Source organism: Micromonospora sp. CPCC 205546, assembly GCF_036902715.1.
Classification (GTDB): domain Bacteria; phylum Actinomycetota; class Actinomycetes; order Mycobacteriales; family Micromonosporaceae; genus Micromonospora.
This window is the reverse complement of record NZ_JBAKHL010000077.1, coordinates 14161-30684: the sequence shown is the minus strand read 5'-3', so window position 1 is coordinate 30684 and position 16524 is coordinate 14161. Positions and strand designations below refer to the sequence as shown.

Here is a 16524-nt window from a genome sequence, read left to right as displayed (position 1 = left end):
CCAGTACCGCACCGACCTACTCGACGGGTTCCTCGCTCACACCGGACTGACACTCGAACCCGACACAACCTGACCATTCAAGATCTGTAGCGAGACAGCCCCGGTTTTGGCGGCCTGGGGGCGCCCTGACGCCCTGGAGACGCCCTGAGCGCGGGGCTCAGTCCCGGGGTTGGACTGGCGCGGCAGCCGGAAGCCCGGACCACGCCACCAGGCCGACCCCGCCGGCTTCCGTATCGCCGTGTGACGGCTGCGGTCAGCGCAGATAAGCCCGTTCATCGATGCTCTGATGTGGTTCGGTCAGGAAGACACCGACGGGCACGGGGCCGTGGGCGATGTTCAGCGTGTCGAGGCGGTAGAGCCAATTTCCGGTGCAGTGGTGGGTGAAGCGGTAGTTGATCTGCCAGCGCAGCCATTGGCCTCGGGGAAGGCGTACGGCTGGCGGGCGGCGGTGTCGGCGGGGCATGCCCCAAGCCGTCGGGATCAGCTCGACGCGGACCTGGTCCTCGGTGTGGCGGAGTTGGACGGCATCGCAGGAAGGTGCGTCGAAGTGCAGGGAGATGACTGGTTGGAAGCCGTCGTGCTCGTGCATCGTGACTTCGTGGGTGAGGGGCGCATGGTGCTGCGGCAGCGTGAACGACGTAGGTAGGGCGTTGCGGCGGGCGGCGTGGTGGCCTCCGCGTGACTGCTTGGTCCAGGAGACGCGGACCCACTGAGCGACGATGTCCACCCGGTGGATGCTTCAGGCTTCCTGGTCACCTGGCAATCCGATACCGCACCTCGTGGGGCGGTGTCCCGGCGGCTGTCGGCGGCAAGGGAGCGGATGACGGTGCCACTGATCTTCACCACCACCCGTCGGGGTGCGATCAAGCTGGCCACCTTCGACGACAAGAGCTGGCGTCCTGTGGTGAGGGCGGCCGGCATCGTCCCGACCCGGGTGACCGGGACGCACGCGCTGCGTCACTTCTACGCCTCGGCGTTGCTCGACGCGGGGGAGAGCATCAAGGCCCTCGCCTCGTACCTCGGGCACTCCGACCCCGGCTTCACGCTCCGGGTCTACACCCACCTGATGCCGGCCAGCGAGGAACGTACCCGCCGCGCAATCGACGATCTTTTCCAAGAACCCTCGTCCACAGACTGATCTACGAGCTAGTCGGGTAGCGCCGCGCAAGTGGTTTTTCACGTCGCGGATGTCGCTTTCCGCGCGTCACACAAGGGCACGTATCAGTGCCAGGGCGGCTGGCGCGATCGGTTGCGAAATTCGCTGTCCGGTCGTTGGAGAACAGTGGTAGAAAGCCGGGTGCATAAAATTCTCACGTTCCCTGATCATCTGCGGCTGATCAACGAACGGTCGGCCGCCTTCCGCGCCGCGGTCGCCGCCGCGCCCCGCCTCGACATGCAGGTTCCGACCCATCCCGAGCGGACGCTGTTCGATCTTGTGCAACACGTGGGCATGGCCCGCCGCAAATCAGCCGCCATCGTCGCCGCAGGGCCGGCAGACGCGCCCCCAGAGAAGTCGGCTTGGGACGACGGCATGGGTGCGCCTCGGGAACGCGAGGCGCTGCTGGCCTGGTGGACCGAGTCCATCGAGCACCTGACGAGCGCGCTGCGTGAGGCCGGCCCGGATCGCAGGTGTTGGACGTGGTGGGATGACTCGCCGTCACCGCAAACCTCTGGTGCCTGGGCGCGGCGACAGGTCCCCGAGATCGCGGTGTACACCTACGACGCCCAGCTCACCCTGGGTGCTCCGCAGCCGCTACCAGACGAGGTCGCCCTCGACGGTTTCGACGACTGCCAGTTCACCGTCTGCGCGACCACGGTCGCCTGGCCGCACGACCCCGCCATCGTCGATTACCACGCCACCGAGGGCCAATCCTGGCGCCTTCGGCTCTCCCACGACGGGGCACAGGTCGCCCGCTTCACGCCCGCTGCCGACGCGGATCCCGAAACGGCCGACGCCTCCGCCCGGGGCACGGCAAGCGACCTGGTCCTGTTCTTCTACGGCCGCATACCGCTGGAGTCGCTGAAGTTCGAAGGCGACCGTCGTATCTTCGATCAGCTCGCCGCCTGGGACCCGTCCGTGTGACAACCGACGACATGTGATCTTCGCGCCTGCGACGCCTGACGGCCTGGCGACGGCCTGCGGCGGCTGCTGCGGCACCTTACCTTTGCGGACGTATTCGGCCCGGGCGTCGTCCAGGCTCAATCGGCCGTTCGGCCCGCCCCTGACGACCGCGCTGTCGTGATCGTCCTGACCGTCGTCCCCTCCCACCAGCACTCGTCGCAGATCTCGTGGGAGCCTCGTTCCGAGAGCGTGGCATGGCCGCAGCACGGGCAGGTGTAGGGGCACTCGCGCACCGGGGCGACGACGTTCTTCAGGGCGGTGTAGCGATGGAACCATTCCACCCGTCGGCGGAGGAGTTCTTCATCCGGCGTCGAGGGGGCGTCGAGGGGGGCCGCGTGGTACGGGTTCGTGCTGCACGGCCCGATTCTCCAGCAGCCGCGTACCGCTGGCGAGGTGGTTCCAGGCGGGCGGTCGCGCCGGCCGGGCAGCCTGGCGCAACGGCGGAACGGCGGATAGTCGATGCTCGATCAATGGTCGGCTGGTGTGGTCGAATGGAGCCCACGGGACAGGGCGTCCAGGGCATGGGCGCCAGGCCACGTGGGCGATGCAGGGATCGTGACGGCCAGAGGGGCGGCGACATGTCCGGCGCGCAGTTGTACGACACCATCGGAGCCACGTACACCGAGACGCGGCGCACCGAACCGCGGATCGCCGCAAGGGTCTGGGCTGCGCTCGGCGACGCGCGGACGGTGTTGAACGTCGGGGCCGGCACCGGCTCCTACGAGCCCACCGACCGCTACGTCCTCGCGGTGGAACCGTCGGCGCTCATGCGTTCGCAGCGACTTGCGGGGGCGTCGCCGTGCCTGGTGGGCTCTGCCGAAAGCCTGCCGTTCGACGACCGGTCCTTCGACGCGGCGATGGCCTTCGCGACCGTCCATCACTGGCAGGATCCGATCGCGGGCCTGCGCGAGATGCGGCGCGTCGCTCGCCGCGTGGTGGTGTTCACGCACGACACCAGTGAGACGGGATGGCTGAGTCGATTCTGGCTTACCCGCGACTACCTGCCTGAGGTCGCGGACCTCGTTGCCGACCGGCCCTCGCTGGCCGAGTTGGCCGGCGCGATCGGTGCCCGTACGGAGCCGGTGCCCGTCCCGTGGGACTGCGTCGACGGCTTCTTCGAGGCGTACTGGCGCCGACCGGAGGCATACCTGGACGAGAACGTCCGGCGCGGAGTGTCGGTCTGGGCCAGGGTCGGGCCGGACGCCGAGCGGCGGGCGGTACGGAGCCTCCGCGAGGATCTCGCCTCGGGCCGCTGGGCGGAGCGCAACCGCGAACTCGTCGACCTCGACGCCGCGGAACTCGGCCTCCGCCTGCTCGTCGCCTGATCCCGTCCGTGTCCCGGTCGTGAGGTGCCATCATCCGGGGAGTTAAAGGTCCCGTACGGCGGGTAGTCGGCGGGCGCTCCTGACAAGCGGCGGGGAGGCCCCATGACGGCGACCGGTGCCTTCTTCGAGCAGTTGGCAGCCGTTGGCCACGAGCCACGGCTGTGCAAGGTGCACGGCAGAGTCCGGTTCGACATCCGCGACGGGGACCAGGTGGAGCGGTGGCTGCTCGACATCGATCATGGGCGCCTGCGGATCACGCGGGACGACGGCCCGGCCGGCACGGTGATCACGGTGTCCGCCGAGGTCGCGGAGGCGATGTCGCGGGGCGAGATGAACGGGCTGGCCGGGATCGCCCGGGGCGAGATCCAGGTTGACGGGGACCTCGGCCTGGCGCTACGGGTCGGTCGGCTGTTCCCGGCGCCACCCGACTCCCGGCGAGCCCTCCCCGATCGTGGCAGGTGACCGGTGAAGGACATCGCGGGCACCGTGTCGTGCATCGACGGCAGCACCTTCATCGTCTCGGACACCAGCGGCGACGTGGAGGCGTCTGCGGCCACTCCGGTCGGGTTGTTCGCCGCCGACACCCGGTTCCTGTCCCGGTGGGTGCTCACCGTCAACGGTGAGCGGTTGACCGCGCTGTCGGTGGACGACAGCCAGTACTACGAGGTGGCGTTCTTCGTGGTGCCGGGCGGGCAGGTGGACTACGTGCAGGCCGACATGTCGGCGATCCGGCGACGGCGGATCGGGGCGGACATGACCGAGCTGCTGACGATCTTCAACTACGGCGAGGAGGAGGTCGAGCTCGACGTCCGGTGGGAGGTGGCGGCCGACTTCGCCGACATCTTCGACATCAAGTTCGACATCCGCGACAAGGCCGGCAGCCACTACACCCACGTCGGTCCGGAAGAGCTGCGCCTGGGCTACCGGCGCGGCACGTTCCGGCGGGAGGCGTCCGTCTCGGCGAGCGAGCCGGCCACCTTCGACCCCACCGGCCTCCGGTTCACCCCTCGGCTGCGGCCGGGAGAGCGGTGGTCGACGGAGTTGCGGGTGGTGATGCGGGCGCTGCGCCCGGACGGCGTCGACCTGCGTGCCCCCGTCCGGGCGCGGCGCCCGGACGAGGACACCCTGCCGGAGAGCGTACGGGCCTGGCTCGCGGCGGCCCCGACGCTCGACACCGAGAACGGCGCCCTGCGGGAGGTGTACCACCGCAGCCTGGTGGATCTGGCGGCGCTCCGCTTCGCTCCGCTGTCGCTCGGCGGCGCGAGCGTGCCCGCGGCCGGGCTGCCCTGGTTCATGACGCTGTTCGGCCGGGACAGCCTGCTGACCTGTCTGCAGACCCTGCCCGTCACCCCGTCGCTGGCCACGCCGACCCTGCGGATCCTCGCCTCGCTCCAGGGCGCCCGGACCGACCACGTGCTGGAGGAGGACCCCGGCCGGATCCTGCACGAGTTGCGCTACGGCGAGTCGGCCGCGTTCGAGGAACAGCCGCACTCGCCCTACTACGGGACCGTGGACGCGTCGCCGCTGTTCGTGGTGCTGCTCGACGAGTACGAGCGCTGGAGCGGCGACGCGGCGCTGGTGCGGGAGTTGGAACCGGAGGCCCGGGCGGCCCTGGCGTGGATCGACGAGTACGCGGACCTGACCTCCACCGGCTACGTCTGGTACGAGAGGCGCAACCAGGTCACCGGGCTGGAGAACCAGTGCTGGAAGGACTCCTGGGACAGCATCTCCTACGCCGACGGGCGGCTGCCGGGTTTCCCCAGGGCCACCTGCGAGGTGCAGGGGTACGCCTACGACGCCAAGATCCGCGCCGCCCGGCTGGCCCGTACGTTCTGGGACGACCCCGCGTACGCCGACCGGCTGGAACGCGAGGCGGCGGCGCTGTACGAGCGCTTCAACCGCGACTTCTGGCTCGACGACCGTGGCTACTACGCCCTCGCCCTCGACCACGACGGAACCCCCGTCGACAGCCTCACCTCCAACATCGGGCACCTGCTGTGGAGCGGTATCGTGCCGCCGGAGCGGGCAGGGCGGGTCGCCGCGCACCTGATGGGCCCGGCGCTCTTCTCCGGTTGGGGGGTGCGGACCCTCGCCGAGGGGCAGCGCCGCTACAACCCGCTCGGCTACCACAACGGCACGGTCTGGCCGTTCGACAACTCGTTCATCGCCTGGGGTCTGCGCCGCTACGGCTTCGCCGCCGAGGCGGGCCGCATCGCCGAGGGCATCATCGACGCCGCCACCTACTTCCAGGGCCGGCTGCCCGAGGCCTTCGGCGGATTCGACCGTCACGTCACGCGGTACCCGGTGCGGTATCCGACCGCCGGAAGCCCCCAGGCGTGGTCCAGCGGGGCGTGCCCGCTGCTCATCCGGACCATGCTCGGCATCGATCCGCACGAGGACCATCTCGCCGTGAACCCCGCGTTGCCGCCCGCCTTCGACCGGATCGCGTTGCTGGACATCCCCGGCCGGTGGGGCAGGGTCGACGCCTTCGCCCGCCACCGCCCGAGCCAGCCGGCACCCGACGACGGCCACCACCCGGCATCCTCGGTGGAGTGAGGCAGGACGCCGGTCGGAGAGACCGACCGGGCACCCCTATGTAGAGTTCCGATATAGTGCTGGTCATGCGCATCACGATTCCGGTGGCGCGGGTGCTCGCCGCGATGCTGGCCGAGCCCGACGTCGAGCGCTACGGGCTGGACCTGATGGCCGCGACGGAGCTGCCCAGCGGCACCCTCTACCCGGTGCTGCGCCGGCTCCAGACGGCGGGGTGGGTCACCGCCGACTGGGAGTCGATCGATCCGTCCAGCGTGGGCCGGCCGGCGCGCCGCTACTACCGGCTCACGGGGCAGGGGGCGGCCGCCGCCCGGCGCGCGCTCGCCGAGCTGCGGGCCCTGGCTCCCGACCCCCGCCCGTCCGTCGGCGGCATCGAGCCCATCGGGGCACCGGCGTGGTGAGCCGTCGGGCCGCAGAGCTGCTGCTCGCCGTCGCGCGGCGCCGCTGGCCGGTCGAGATCCGCGCCGACCTGGGCCGGGAGTGGGCCGCCGAGTTGCACGTGCTGGCGGAGCGGGGGCAGCGGTTGCGGATGCTGCGCTTCGCCGCCAGCCTGGCCGCCCGCCGCTCGGGCGTCGACGTCGCGGACCGCGCGCCGATCGCCCGCAGGCTGCTCCGGACGACCCTTCCGCTGCTGCTCGCCCCGTCGGCATGCGTCGGGGTGGTGCTGGTCAGCCTGTTCGCGATGAACGTCGTGGTCGAGTGGCTGAGCTGGCGGGTCGGGTGGGCGTTCGACCTGCAACTGCCGATCGCCACCGTCGTGACCCTCTGCGCAGCGGTGGGGCTGGCCGTGTTCGCGCGTCGGCTGGCTCGAGGCGGCGCGCCCTCCGGAGGCTGGCGTGTGTCCTTCGGCATCGTGGCTCCCGTCGCGCTGACCCTCGCGGCGGCCGGATACGCCGTGCTCGACGACTCCGACGCGCTGGCCCGCGTCGCACCCGGGCTGGTGCTCTGGCTCGCCGGCCTGGCCCTGGTCCTGCGGGTGACGACGGGGACGGCCGGGCGCGGCCGGGTTCGACTCGCCTGGTGCGTCGGCGTGCTCGGCGCGATCGTCGTCGCCGACCTGGCGACGATCCTCGCCGTGTTGAGCCACGTTCCGACGGGCCCGGGGACCGCCGTCGACGGGGTGCCGCAGGGCGTGGACCCCGCCTTCGCCCCGCTGTGGCTCCTCGCCTGCTACACCGGCTCGGCGCTCGGCCTGCCCGGCCCGACCGGGCAGGAGATCTTCCTGATCACCGACGCCGTCCTGCTGGAGCCGCTGCTCTACCTGGCCTGCACTCCCTACGCGTTGGCCTGGGCGATCCGCGCCGCGCGGGAACGACCCGCGTCGACCGCCGACGTCGTCGCGCCCAGCCCGGTCGTCGGACCGTCCTGATCCGCCCGCCGGTCCGCCCGGACCATCGGTCGAGAGGCAGGCGCGGTACGGCGGCCGGGTACGCAGCCGCAGCCGCCTCGCCCCGGGCCGCCGCTCACGCCGCCTCGGCCGCGATGCCCCGGGCCGTCGCTCACGCCGCCTCGGCCGCGATCTCGGCCAGGACCTGCCGTTGGAAGGCGCGGGCCTCGGGACCGCTGGGCGGCGGGCCGCCGGCCCGCGCCGCGATCGACCGTTCGACGAGGTCGTCGGTCGCGTCGCCGGTCGGGTCGGCAGCCGCGCCACCGGCGGTCGCCTCGGCCGGCCGGCCGTCGTCGATGAGCCTGCGGCCGGCGTCGACCTTCGACAGCCAGACGCCGTGGCGGAACCTGACCAGGGACCGGCAGGCGCCGAGCACCGCGTCCTCGGCTCCCGGGGCGGGACCGTCGCCGGGCGGGGTCGGCAGGGCCAGCCACCAGCGCAGCGCGTCGGTCAGCAGGCGGCGCAGGTCGGCGGGGGAGAGGTCGGCGAAGGCCTCGGCTGCCGGCGGTCCGAGCAGGGCGTACCCGCACTGGTGCAGGATGCTGCGGTCCAGGCCGTACCAGAACAGGCCGTCCCGGGCGGGGCGGTCGACGGCGGCCCACGTCGCCCGGAACGGCATGCGCGCGCCGGTGTTCAGCTCGACCTCGAACCCGGGTTCCGGCGTGCCGGAGCGGGCGACCTCCCGCCGGTAGACGACCAACTCGAGCCCACGCGCGGGGCAGGGCAGCGCCTCGTGCCGCAACCGCGCCACCAGCTCCTGCCTGCGCCCGAGATCGAGGGCGTCGGCGCAGACCAGCGCGACGTCGACGTCGCTGCGCCCCGGCTGGTACGCGCCCAGCCCGACCGAGCCGGCCGCGTACGCCCCGACGAGGTCGTCGCCGAGGACGTCGCGGGCGGCGGCGACCAGGTCGGCGAGGTAGCGGCGCAGGGGCGGGTCGAGGTCAGTCATCGGACTCGGCCCAGGGCGTCCCGGCGGGCAGGAACCACGCGCTCGCGCTGGTGCCGAGGGCGTGCGCGAGGGTGAGCCGGGCGTGGCGGTCCAGCGGGGGCAGCCGGTCCGGCGGGAACCACTGCACCGCCACCGACTCGTCGTCGTTGACCCGGGCGGTGCCGGCGACCAGTCGGCAGTGGAAGCCGAGGTTGAAGAACTCGCAGCGGTCGCCGTTGGGGTAGGTGTGCGGGTGCGACACGACGCTGCTCAGGCGGACCGGCTCGACCTCCAGGCCCGTCTCCTCCCGCACCTCGCGGACCACTGCCGTGGCCGGCTGCTCGCCCGGCTCGACGATGCCGCTGACCACCGACCAACGCCCGTCGTCGGCGCGCCTGCCGAGCAGCAGTTCGCCGGCGTCGTTGCACACCACCGCGCTCACGCTCGGCAGCAGGAGCAGGTCGTGGCCGACGCGCTCGCGCAGCCGCAGGATGTGGTCCGGAACGCCCATCCGGCGACCCTAACCCGCTCCTCGTCCGGCGGATCGCCCCGCGTCACCCCGACAGGCTGATCTCCCGGGCCACCCGGGCGTACTCCCTGGCCAACTCGGCGTCGATGCGGGCCATCCGCTCCTCGGTGAGCACCACCGCCGCCTCGCGCGCGGGCCGGCTCTCCAGCCTCCGCCGCCGCCCGGGCCTCGGCCGCCGCTGCCCGCCAACGGTCCGCGCCGTGCCCGGCCCGCGCCTCCCGGCGTACGGCGAGCGCCGTCGACCCGCTCGCCAGCGCGACGTCCAGCAGGCCGGTCGCGCCGGCCGACCCGGCCACCCGGGCCGACAGCTCGTCGGCCAGGTACTCGGCGCGCTGGCTGTCCCGCAGCGCGACACTGAGCAGGACCAGGTGCGCACCGAACAGCAGCCGGGACAGCACGGGCCCACCCCGCGGCTGCCCCGTCGCGGGCCGACGGGATGGGCACCGCGCACCCGATCAGCCCTGTTTTCGCAGTTCCAGCCCCTGACGACAGAAGCACGTCTACTGTGGAGAACATCGGCGACTTGTGGTGTTCCGGTGGCGGCCGGGTGGTTCGCGGTGCACAGTGATCCCATGAGCGACAGCGGAAGCGGTGGGCACTTCTACTGGTGCACCCGGCACCACCGGGTCGAGACCGACGCCGACGTGTGCCCCGCCAGGCACGTTCTGGGGCCGTACGCCTCGGCCGCCGACGCGGAGAACGCCCTGCAGACGGTGCGGGAGCGCAACGACGCGTGGGAGGCCGAGGACGCCCGCTGGGCCGGGGAGGACAGATAGGCGGCGCGGGATGGCCCGCGCCGAGGTACCTGGTGCTCCGCGAGGGCGAGAGCACCTCCCCAGGAAGGGAACCGAGATGGCCGAAGCACAGCAGGCCACCACCCGCCCGGCTGCCAGACGTACGACCGCCAGGAAGACCGCCGCGGCGGAGCGGACCGCGGGCACGACGCGGACCGCGCGCCCGTCCGCCACGACCACGGCGGCGAAGAAGGCACCGGCCAAGAAGGCGACGGGCGGTGCGGGACGCGCCCCGGCGAAGAAGACCACCGCCGCCAAGGCGCCCGCGAAGAAGGCCCCCGCGAAGAAGGCGGCGACCGGGGTCGCCGCCGCGGCGAAGAAGACGACCGCCACCGCGAAGAAGACGACCGCCACCGCCGCGAAGAAGGCTCCCGCCGCGGCGAAGCGGACGACGGCGGCGGCCAAGAGCACCACGGCGAAGAAGACGACCTCGGCGAAGACACCCGTCCGGCAGGCGGCGACGAAGGCCGCCACCACGGCGAGGAAGGCGACCGCGCCGGCGAAGAAGGCGCCCGCCGGCGGTACCGCTCCCGCCCGCAAGGTGACCTCGGCGGCGAAGAAGAGCACCACGGCGGCGGGAAAGACCACCACCTCGGCGGCGAAGAAGACCACGACGGCGGCGACCGCGCCGGCGAAGAAGGCGACCGCCAGGAAGACGACGCCGGCCAAGAAGACGACGCCGGCCAGGAAGACGGCCGCGACCCGGCCCACCGGCGGCACCCGCAAGGCCGCCGCGACGACGGCCCCCGCCAGGAAGGCCACCGCGACCTCCTCGGCCACCACCCGCAAGGCGGCGGCGAAGCAGGCCCCGGCGAAGAAGACGACCGTCGCCAAGGCGCCGGCCAAGAAGGTCACCGCCAGCAAGGCACCCGCCCCGACGACCGCCGCCCGGGCCACCGCTCCCCGGGGCGTGCGGGCGAACGCGCGCAGGGCGACCGGCTGACCGCGACGCGGTGGACGGCGCTCGCCGGGAAGCGGATCATCCGCCACACTGTCAGGATTGACCCCGTGGTGATCCGACGCGTACTCGCACCCCGCATCGACTTCGGCGCGCTGCGCCGCGAACTGGGACTGCCCGAGGGGTTCCCGGCCGCGGCGCAACGCGAGGCCGACGCCGCGGCGGCCGCGCCGCCCCGGCCCGCCGCGGACCGCACCGACATCCCGTTCGTCACCGTCGACCCCGCCGCCTCGCGCGACCTCGACCAGGCGATGCACCTCGCCCGCCGCCCCGGTGGCGGCTACCGGGTGTCGTACGCGATCGCCGACGTCGCCGCGCACGTCCGCCCCGGCGGCGCGCTGGAGGAGGAGACCTGGCGGCGCGGGCAGACCGTCTACCTGCCCGACGGCACGGTGCCGTTGCACCCCGAGACCCTCAGCGAGGGCGCGGCGAGCCTCCTGCCGGACGTCGACCGGGCCGCCGTGGTGTGGACGATCGACCTGGACGCCGACGGCGACACCGTCGGGGTCACGCTGGAGCGCGCGCTGGTGCGCAGCCGGGCCAAGCTGGACTACGTCGGGGTCCAGGCGGCCGCCGACACCGGCCGGCTGCCCGACCCGATCGCCCTGCTGCCCGAGATCGGGGCCCTGCTCACCGCGCGCGGCCTGCGCCGGGGAGCGATCAACCTGCCGCTGCCCGAGCAGGACGTGGAGGCCGAGGGCGACGGCTGGCGGCTGGTGCTGCGCGGGCCGGCGCCGATGGAGGAGCACAACGCCCAGATCTCGCTGCTGACCGGGATGGCCGCCGCCGACCTCATGCTCGCCGGGGGCATCGGCCTGCTGCGTACGATGCCGGCGCCGAAGTCCGAGGCGGTGACGCGGCTGCGGGCCGCCGCCGCCCCGCTGGGCGTGCACTGGCCGGACGGGGCCGGCCCCGGCGAAGTGATCGCCGGCCTGGACCCGTCGCAGCCCCGGGCCGCCGCCTTCGTGGACCAGGCCGCCGAGCTGATGCGGGGCGCCGCGTACACGGCCTTCGACGGCACGCCGCCCGAGCAGCGCGAGCACGGCGGGGTCGCGGCCGCGTACGCCCACGTCACCGCGCCGCTGCGGCGACTGGCCGACCGGTACGCCACGGAGGTCTGCCTGGCCCTGCACGAGGGGCGGGCGGTGCCCGACTGGGCCCGCGCGGCGCTGCCCCGGCTGCCGGAGGTGATGGCCACGACCGACCGCGCCGCCTCGGCGGCCAGCCGGGGCGCGATCGAGCTGGCCGAGGCGGTGCTGCTCGAGCACCGGGTGGGGGAGAGCTTCGACGCGGCGGTGCTCGACGTCGACGCGGCCCCGGACGGCAAGGCCCGAGCGGGCCGCCCGCCCGGCGGCACCGTCGCGCTGGACGACCCGCCGGTGCGCGCCCGCTGCCTGGGCGAGCTGCCGCTCGGCGAGCGGGTCCGGGTCCGGCTGGTCACCGCCGACCCGGTCACCCGCGCGGTGGCCTTCGAGCTGGCCTGACGCGCCCCGGCCCGCCGCGCCGCACTTCCGCCCTGCCGGTCGGTCCCGCCGCGCCCCGCTTCCGTCCCGCCGCGCTCCCGTCCCGCCGGCCGGTGTCGCCGCGTCGGGCCGGGGCAACGGCCGCACCCCCGTCGCCGCGGGCTACGGCACGCCGGGCGGCGGGTGGGCAGCGGGGATTGTCACAGCGCCCACCGCTGCTGGTGGGCCGAAGGGTTTGCGAGGATGGCGGCATGGCTTACGACGCGAGCACGCTGCCCGACGTGTCCGGGCTGACCGTCGGCATCATCGGCGGCACCGGCGACCAGGGGCGGGGCCTCGCCTACCGGTTCGCCCGGGCCGGCCAGACCGTGCTGATCGGGTCCCGGTCCGCCGAGCGGGCCGCCCAGTCCGCCGAGGAGATCTCGGCCCTGCCCGGCGTGTCCGCCGAGGCCCGGGTGACCGGCGCCGGCAACGAGGAGGTGGCCCGGCGCAGCGACGTGGTGATCGTCGCGGTGCCGTGGGACGGGCACGCCGCCACCGTCGCCGCGCTCGCCGAGCCGCTCGCCGGCAAGATCGTCGTCGACTGCGTCAACCCGCTGGGCTTCGACAAGCAGGGCCCGTACGCGCTCACGGTCGCCGAGGGCAGCGCCGTGCAGCAGGCCGCCGCGCTGCTGCCCGACTCCCGGGTCTGCGCCGCGTTCAACCACGTCAGCGCGCCGCTGCTCGCCGACCCGGAGATCGACCGGATCGACCTCGACGTGCTGATCTGCACCGAGGACCGCGAGCTGGTCGGCGTGGTCGCCGCGCTCGCCGCCCGGATTCCTGGCATGCGCGGCATCTACGCCGGCCGGCTGCGCAACGCCCACCAGATCGAGGCGTTCACCGCCAACCTGATCGCCATCAACAAGCGCTACAAGGCGCACGCGGGCATCCGCGTCACCGACCTCTGACGGCGGGCCACCTCCGCCGCTTCAGATTTTGGTGGGAAACGGCCCCTCCAGGGGCATGCTCCTACCAAGATCTGAAGCGGCGCCTGGTGGGACAGGAGCCAACGGCCTGTTCGCGCGTCCGAGCGGGTGGCGGCGGTAGCGGGGGTCCGGAGGACCGACGGTGAGGGCGTTCTCGTCCAGGCCGTTGTGGACGACCAGCTCGATGTCGGCGAACGCGAAGCCGAGTGCGAGGCTGCCGTTGGCCAGGTCGCCCGTTGCGCCCCGCCACTCCAACAGCGCGACCTCGCGTAACCGGCGGCCCGGCAGGGCGGCCAACCCGGGCAGCGGCTCGGCACGCCAGGCCAGCCGGAGATCGTCGGTGGCGAGCCAGGTGACCGGGCCGACCGGGCGGACCGAGTTCCAGGTGATCGAGAGATCGTCGAACTTCTGGTGGTTGACCTCGACCTGCTCGCCGGCGAAGTCCAGCAGCACCGGACAGTCGGCGAACCACTCGTCCTCGTCCAGGTCCCAGACCAGCCAGACGTGGGTGAGCGTACGGCCGGCCAGCGCGGCGAGCCGGGCGCCGTGCGTCGTCTCGATGTCGGGCCGCGCGCGCAACCAGGACGGCTGGTAGCCGGGGATGCCGAAGTCGAACACCGGACGATTGTCGGCCACGAGGCTCGCGGGTGGGAAGGGCTCGCCCGCCGCCGGCCGCCGCCCGCCGGAGGCCGGTCCTGCGGCGTCCGGGCGGGAGGTGGCCGACCGGCCTCAGAAGGTGTGTTCCTCGGCGGGGAAGTCGCCGCCGCGGACCTCGTCGGCGAAGCGCCGGGTCGCGTCGGTCAGGGCACCTGCCAGGTCGGCGTAGCGCTTCACGAAGCGGGGCGCCCGGCCCGTACGCAGGCCCGCCATGTCCTGCCAGACCAGCACCTGGGCGTCGGTGTCCGCGCCGGCGCCGATGCCCACGGTCGGGATCGGCAGCTCCGCCGTGATCCGCTTGGCCACCTCGCCGGGAACCATCTCCAGCACCACGGCGAACGCGCCCGCCTCGGCCACGGCCCGGGCGTCGGCGAGCACGTCGTCGGCCGCGTCGCCGCGCCCCTGCACCCGGTAGCCGCCGATGGCGTGCTCGCTCTGCGGGGTGAACCCGACGTGCGCCATCACCGGGATGCCGGCGCCGGTGATGGCGGCGATCTGCGCGGCGCAGCGCCGGCCGCCCTCCAGCTTCACCGCGTGGCAGCCGCCCTCCTTCATGAACCGCACGGCGGTGCGCAGCGCCTGCGTCGGGCCCTCCTCGTAGGAGCCGAACGGCAGGTCGCCGACGACCAGCGCGTGCCGGGTCGCCCGGACCACCGCGCGGACCAGCGGGAGCAGCTCCTCGGTGGTGACCGGCACCGTCGTCTCGTAGCCGAAGACGTTGTTCGCCGCCGAGTCGCCGACCAGCAGCACCGGGATGCCGGCCTGGTCGAAGATCGAGGCCGTGTACTGGTCGTACGAGGTGAGCATCGGCCACCGCTCGCCGCGTTCCTTGGCGGCGACCAGGTCGCGGGTGCGTACCCGCCGGGTGGCCGGGCCGCCGTAGAGGGCGGTCACCTCGGACGGGGTGGACTCCACCATGACTCTCTCCTTCCTCGAGGCCGCGTACGCGGTCCCCGGGTTCCGCGGCGATCGTCGCATCCGACGACCGGCCGGCGGCAGAGCGCAGTGGAGGATGTCACTCCCGGGCCGTCGCCGGCCCGGGAGCGACCCTGCTCAGCCGTCCTCGCGCCACCGGTTCGTGATCGGCAGCCGCCGGTCCCGCCCGAAGGCCTTCATCGAGATCTTCGCGCCCGGCGCCGACTGGCGGCGCTTGTACTCGGCGGTATCCACCATCCGCAGCACCCGGTCGACGACGGCCGGGTCGTGGCCCGACTCGACCAGCCCGTCGCGGCCCAGGTCGCCGTCGACGTAGCCGATCAGGATCGGGTCCAGCACGTCGTAGTCGGGCAGCGTGTCGCTGTCCAGCTGGCCCGGGCTCAGCTCGGCGCTCGGCGGCTTGCCGATCGAGTTCTCCGGGATGGGCGGGGTCTCGCCCCGGCGGGTGGCGTCGGCGTTGCGCCACTTCGCCAGCCGCCAGACCAGCGTCTTCCAGACGTCCTTGACCGGGTTGAAGCCGCCGACCGAGTCGCCGTAGAGGGTGGAGTAGCCGACCGCCAGCTCGCTCTTGTTGCCGGTGGTCAGCACCAGGTGCCCCTCCTGGTTCGACAGCGCCATCAGGATCACCCCGCGTACCCGCGCCTGCAGGTTCTCCACGGAGACCCCGGAGAGCGACATGTTCGCCAGGAAGGTGTCCACCATCGGCTGGATCGGCTCGACCCGGTAGTCCAGCCCGGTCCGCTTCGCCAGCTCGGCCGCGTCCTCCCGGCTGTGCTCGGAGGAGTGCTGGCTGGGCAGCGAGACGCCGACCACCCGGTCCGGCCCGAGCGCGTCGACGGCCAGCGCGGCCACCACCGCCGAGTCGATGCCGCCGGAGAGGCCCAGCACCACGGAGGGGAACCGGTTCTTGTTCACGTAGTCGCGCAGGCCCAGCACGAGCGCCTGCCAGACCTCGGCCTCGTCGGCGACGGGGGCGATCGTCCCGCCGGTGGCGGCGGGCCCGGCGGGCGTCGGCGGGATGTCCCCGGCCTCGGCCCGCACCACGCGCATTCCGTCCGCCAGCACCTCGTCCGCCGCCGTCGGCTCACCGGCGGCCGGCAGCTCCACGTCGTGCACCAGCAGGTGCTCCACGAACTGCGGGGCGCGGGCGAGCAGCGTGCCGTCGGCGCCCACGATCATCGAGTCGCCCTCGAAGACCAGCTCGTCCTGCCCGCCGACCATGTTGACGTACGCGACGGTCGCCCCGGCCTCGGCGGCCCGCCGGCGCACCAGCGGCAGCCGGACGTCGTCCTTGTTCAGCTCGTACGGCGAGCCGTTGATGGTCAGGACGAGGCCGACCCCGGCCTGGCGGGCGGCGGCGAACGGGCCGCCGGCCTGCCACAGGTCCTCGCAGATGGTCAGCGCGACGGCCACCCCGCCGACGCGCACGACGGTCAGCGCGTCCCCGGGGACGAAGTAGCGGTCCTCGTCGAAGACGCCGTAGTTGGGCAGGTGGTGCTTGAAGTAGGTGGCGACGATCCGGCCGTGGTGCAGCAGGGCCGCCGCGTTGCGGGCGCCGCGACCGGGCTCGGCGTCGCCGCTGACCTGCGGCGGGCCGTCGGCGTCGAGGTAGCCGACCAGCACGGGCAGCGTGCCCAGCCCGTCGGCGTCGAGGTCGGCGGCGAGGCGTTCCAGCGCGGCCTTCGACGCGGCGACGAAGGACCGCCGGAAGACCAGGTCCTCGACCGGATAGCCGGTCAGCACCATCTCCGGGAAGGCGACGATCTGGGCGCCGGTGTCGGCGGCCCGGCGGGTCCAGTCGCGGACCAGGCCGGAGTTGCCGGCGAGGTCACCGACGGTCGGGTTGACCTGGCACAGGGCGAGACGCAGGGTGGGCATGTCCTCATCTTGCCCCAGCCCCGCGG

The 16524-nt window shown here is 73.5% G+C and carries 17 protein-coding genes and 1 pseudogene; 11 read left to right on the top strand and 7 right to left on the bottom strand.

Annotation, left to right across the window (positions count from 1 at the left end; all coding sequences use genetic code 11):
* Window positions 1–253: 253 nt before the first annotated feature.
* The gene (locus V6U77_RS25725) at window positions 254–727 is read right to left on the bottom strand and encodes a hypothetical protein (protein ID WP_334609272.1); all 474 of its coding nucleotides are present in this window, start codon (window positions 725–727) and stop codon (window positions 254–256) included.
* A 93-nt stretch (window positions 728–820) separates the two neighbouring features.
* Between V6U77_RS25725 and V6U77_RS25720 the strand changes: the two genes are divergently transcribed.
* Together V6U77_RS25720 and V6U77_RS25715 are read left to right on the top strand one after the other, a co-directional pair.
* On the top strand, window positions 821–1138 hold the full coding sequence (locus V6U77_RS25720; RefSeq protein ID WP_334609271.1) for a tyrosine-type recombinase/integrase: 318 nt from the start codon (window positions 821–823) through the stop codon (window positions 1136–1138).
* A 30-nt stretch (window positions 1139–1168) separates the two neighbouring features.
* A complete protein-coding gene (locus V6U77_RS25715; protein ID WP_334609270.1) occupies window positions 1169–2083 on the top strand; it encodes a maleylpyruvate isomerase family mycothiol-dependent enzyme in 915 nt (304 codons plus the stop codon).
* 116 nt (window positions 2084–2199) lie between these two features.
* Here the strand turns inward: V6U77_RS25715 and V6U77_RS30110 are convergent, their stop codons facing one another.
* Complete coding sequence (locus tag V6U77_RS30110; protein WP_442934511.1) at window positions 2200–2355, bottom strand: CPCC family cysteine-rich protein; 156 nt, start codon at window positions 2353–2355, stop codon at window positions 2200–2202.
* A 351-nt stretch (window positions 2356–2706) separates the two neighbouring features.
* On the opposite strand from V6U77_RS30110, the pseudogene V6U77_RS25710 reads away from it, so the two are divergent.
* From V6U77_RS25710 to V6U77_RS25690, 5 genes and pseudogenes are all read left to right on the top strand, one after another.
* Window positions 2707–3447: pseudogene (locus tag V6U77_RS25710) on the top strand (class I SAM-dependent methyltransferase); the annotation flags it as partial.
* A 102-nt stretch (window positions 3448–3549) separates the two neighbouring features.
* Complete coding sequence (locus V6U77_RS25705) at window positions 3550–3909, top strand: SCP2 sterol-binding domain-containing protein (RefSeq protein ID WP_334609269.1); 360 nt, start codon at window positions 3550–3552, stop codon at window positions 3907–3909.
* 3 nt (window positions 3910–3912) lie between these two features.
* The gene (locus V6U77_RS25700) at window positions 3913–6003 is read left to right on the top strand and encodes an amylo-alpha-1,6-glucosidase (RefSeq protein ID WP_442934510.1); all 2091 of its coding nucleotides are present in this window, start codon (window positions 3913–3915) and stop codon (window positions 6001–6003) included.
* A 65-nt stretch (window positions 6004–6068) separates the two neighbouring features.
* Entirely contained in the window at window positions 6069–6401 is a 333-nt protein-coding gene (locus V6U77_RS25695; RefSeq protein WP_334609268.1) for a PadR family transcriptional regulator, read from the top strand.
* A complete protein-coding gene (locus V6U77_RS25690; RefSeq protein WP_334609267.1) occupies window positions 6398–7369 on the top strand; it encodes a hypothetical protein in 972 nt (323 codons plus the stop codon). Before V6U77_RS25695 ends, V6U77_RS25690 begins: the two co-directional genes overlap by 4 nt.
* Before the next feature lie 130 nt (window positions 7370–7499).
* Here V6U77_RS25690 and V6U77_RS25685 read toward each other — a convergent pair whose 3' ends face one another.
* Complete coding sequence (locus tag V6U77_RS25685) at window positions 7500–8336, bottom strand: nucleotidyltransferase domain-containing protein (RefSeq protein WP_334609266.1); 837 nt, start codon at window positions 8334–8336, stop codon at window positions 7500–7502.
* Window positions 8329–8826: an NUDIX hydrolase gene (locus V6U77_RS25680; protein WP_334609265.1), complete on the bottom strand. Its 498-nt coding sequence runs from the start codon at window positions 8824–8826 to the stop codon at window positions 8329–8331. Before V6U77_RS25680 ends, V6U77_RS25685 begins: the two co-directional genes overlap by 8 nt.
* A gap of 590 nt (window positions 8827–9416) precedes the next feature.
* On the opposite strand from V6U77_RS25680, the gene V6U77_RS25675 reads away from it, so the two are divergent.
* From V6U77_RS25675 to npdG, 4 genes are all read left to right on the top strand, one after another.
* The gene (locus V6U77_RS25675) at window positions 9417–9620 is read left to right on the top strand and encodes a hypothetical protein (RefSeq protein WP_121400897.1); all 204 of its coding nucleotides are present in this window, start codon (window positions 9417–9419) and stop codon (window positions 9618–9620) included.
* 76 nt (window positions 9621–9696) lie between these two features.
* On the top strand, window positions 9697–10581 hold the full coding sequence (locus V6U77_RS25670) for a histone (protein ID WP_334609264.1): 885 nt from the start codon (window positions 9697–9699) through the stop codon (window positions 10579–10581).
* Window positions 10582–10646: 65 nt separating this feature from the next.
* Window positions 10647–12080 (top strand): RNB domain-containing ribonuclease, encoded by a 1434-nt coding sequence (locus V6U77_RS25665; RefSeq protein WP_334609263.1) that lies wholly within the window; start codon window positions 10647–10649, stop codon window positions 12078–12080.
* 230 nt (window positions 12081–12310) lie between these two features.
* The gene (gene npdG, locus V6U77_RS25660) at window positions 12311–13009 is read left to right on the top strand and encodes an NADPH-dependent F420 reductase (protein WP_334609262.1); all 699 of its coding nucleotides are present in this window, start codon (window positions 12311–12313) and stop codon (window positions 13007–13009) included.
* Between the two features lie 21 nt (window positions 13010–13030).
* On the opposite strand, the gene V6U77_RS25655 is transcribed toward npdG, so the two are convergent.
* The 3 genes from V6U77_RS25655 to V6U77_RS25645 form a co-directional block, all read right to left on the bottom strand.
* Complete coding sequence (locus V6U77_RS25655) at window positions 13031–13645, bottom strand: hypothetical protein (RefSeq protein WP_334609261.1); 615 nt, start codon at window positions 13643–13645, stop codon at window positions 13031–13033.
* Between the two features lie 111 nt (window positions 13646–13756).
* On the bottom strand, window positions 13757–14602 hold the full coding sequence (gene panB, locus V6U77_RS25650) for a 3-methyl-2-oxobutanoate hydroxymethyltransferase (protein ID WP_334609260.1): 846 nt from the start codon (window positions 14600–14602) through the stop codon (window positions 13757–13759).
* Between the two features lie 135 nt (window positions 14603–14737).
* Window positions 14738–16498 (bottom strand): NAD+ synthase, encoded by a 1761-nt coding sequence (locus tag V6U77_RS25645; protein ID WP_334609259.1) that lies wholly within the window; start codon window positions 16496–16498, stop codon window positions 14738–14740.
* Window positions 16499–16524 lie beyond the last annotated feature (26 nt).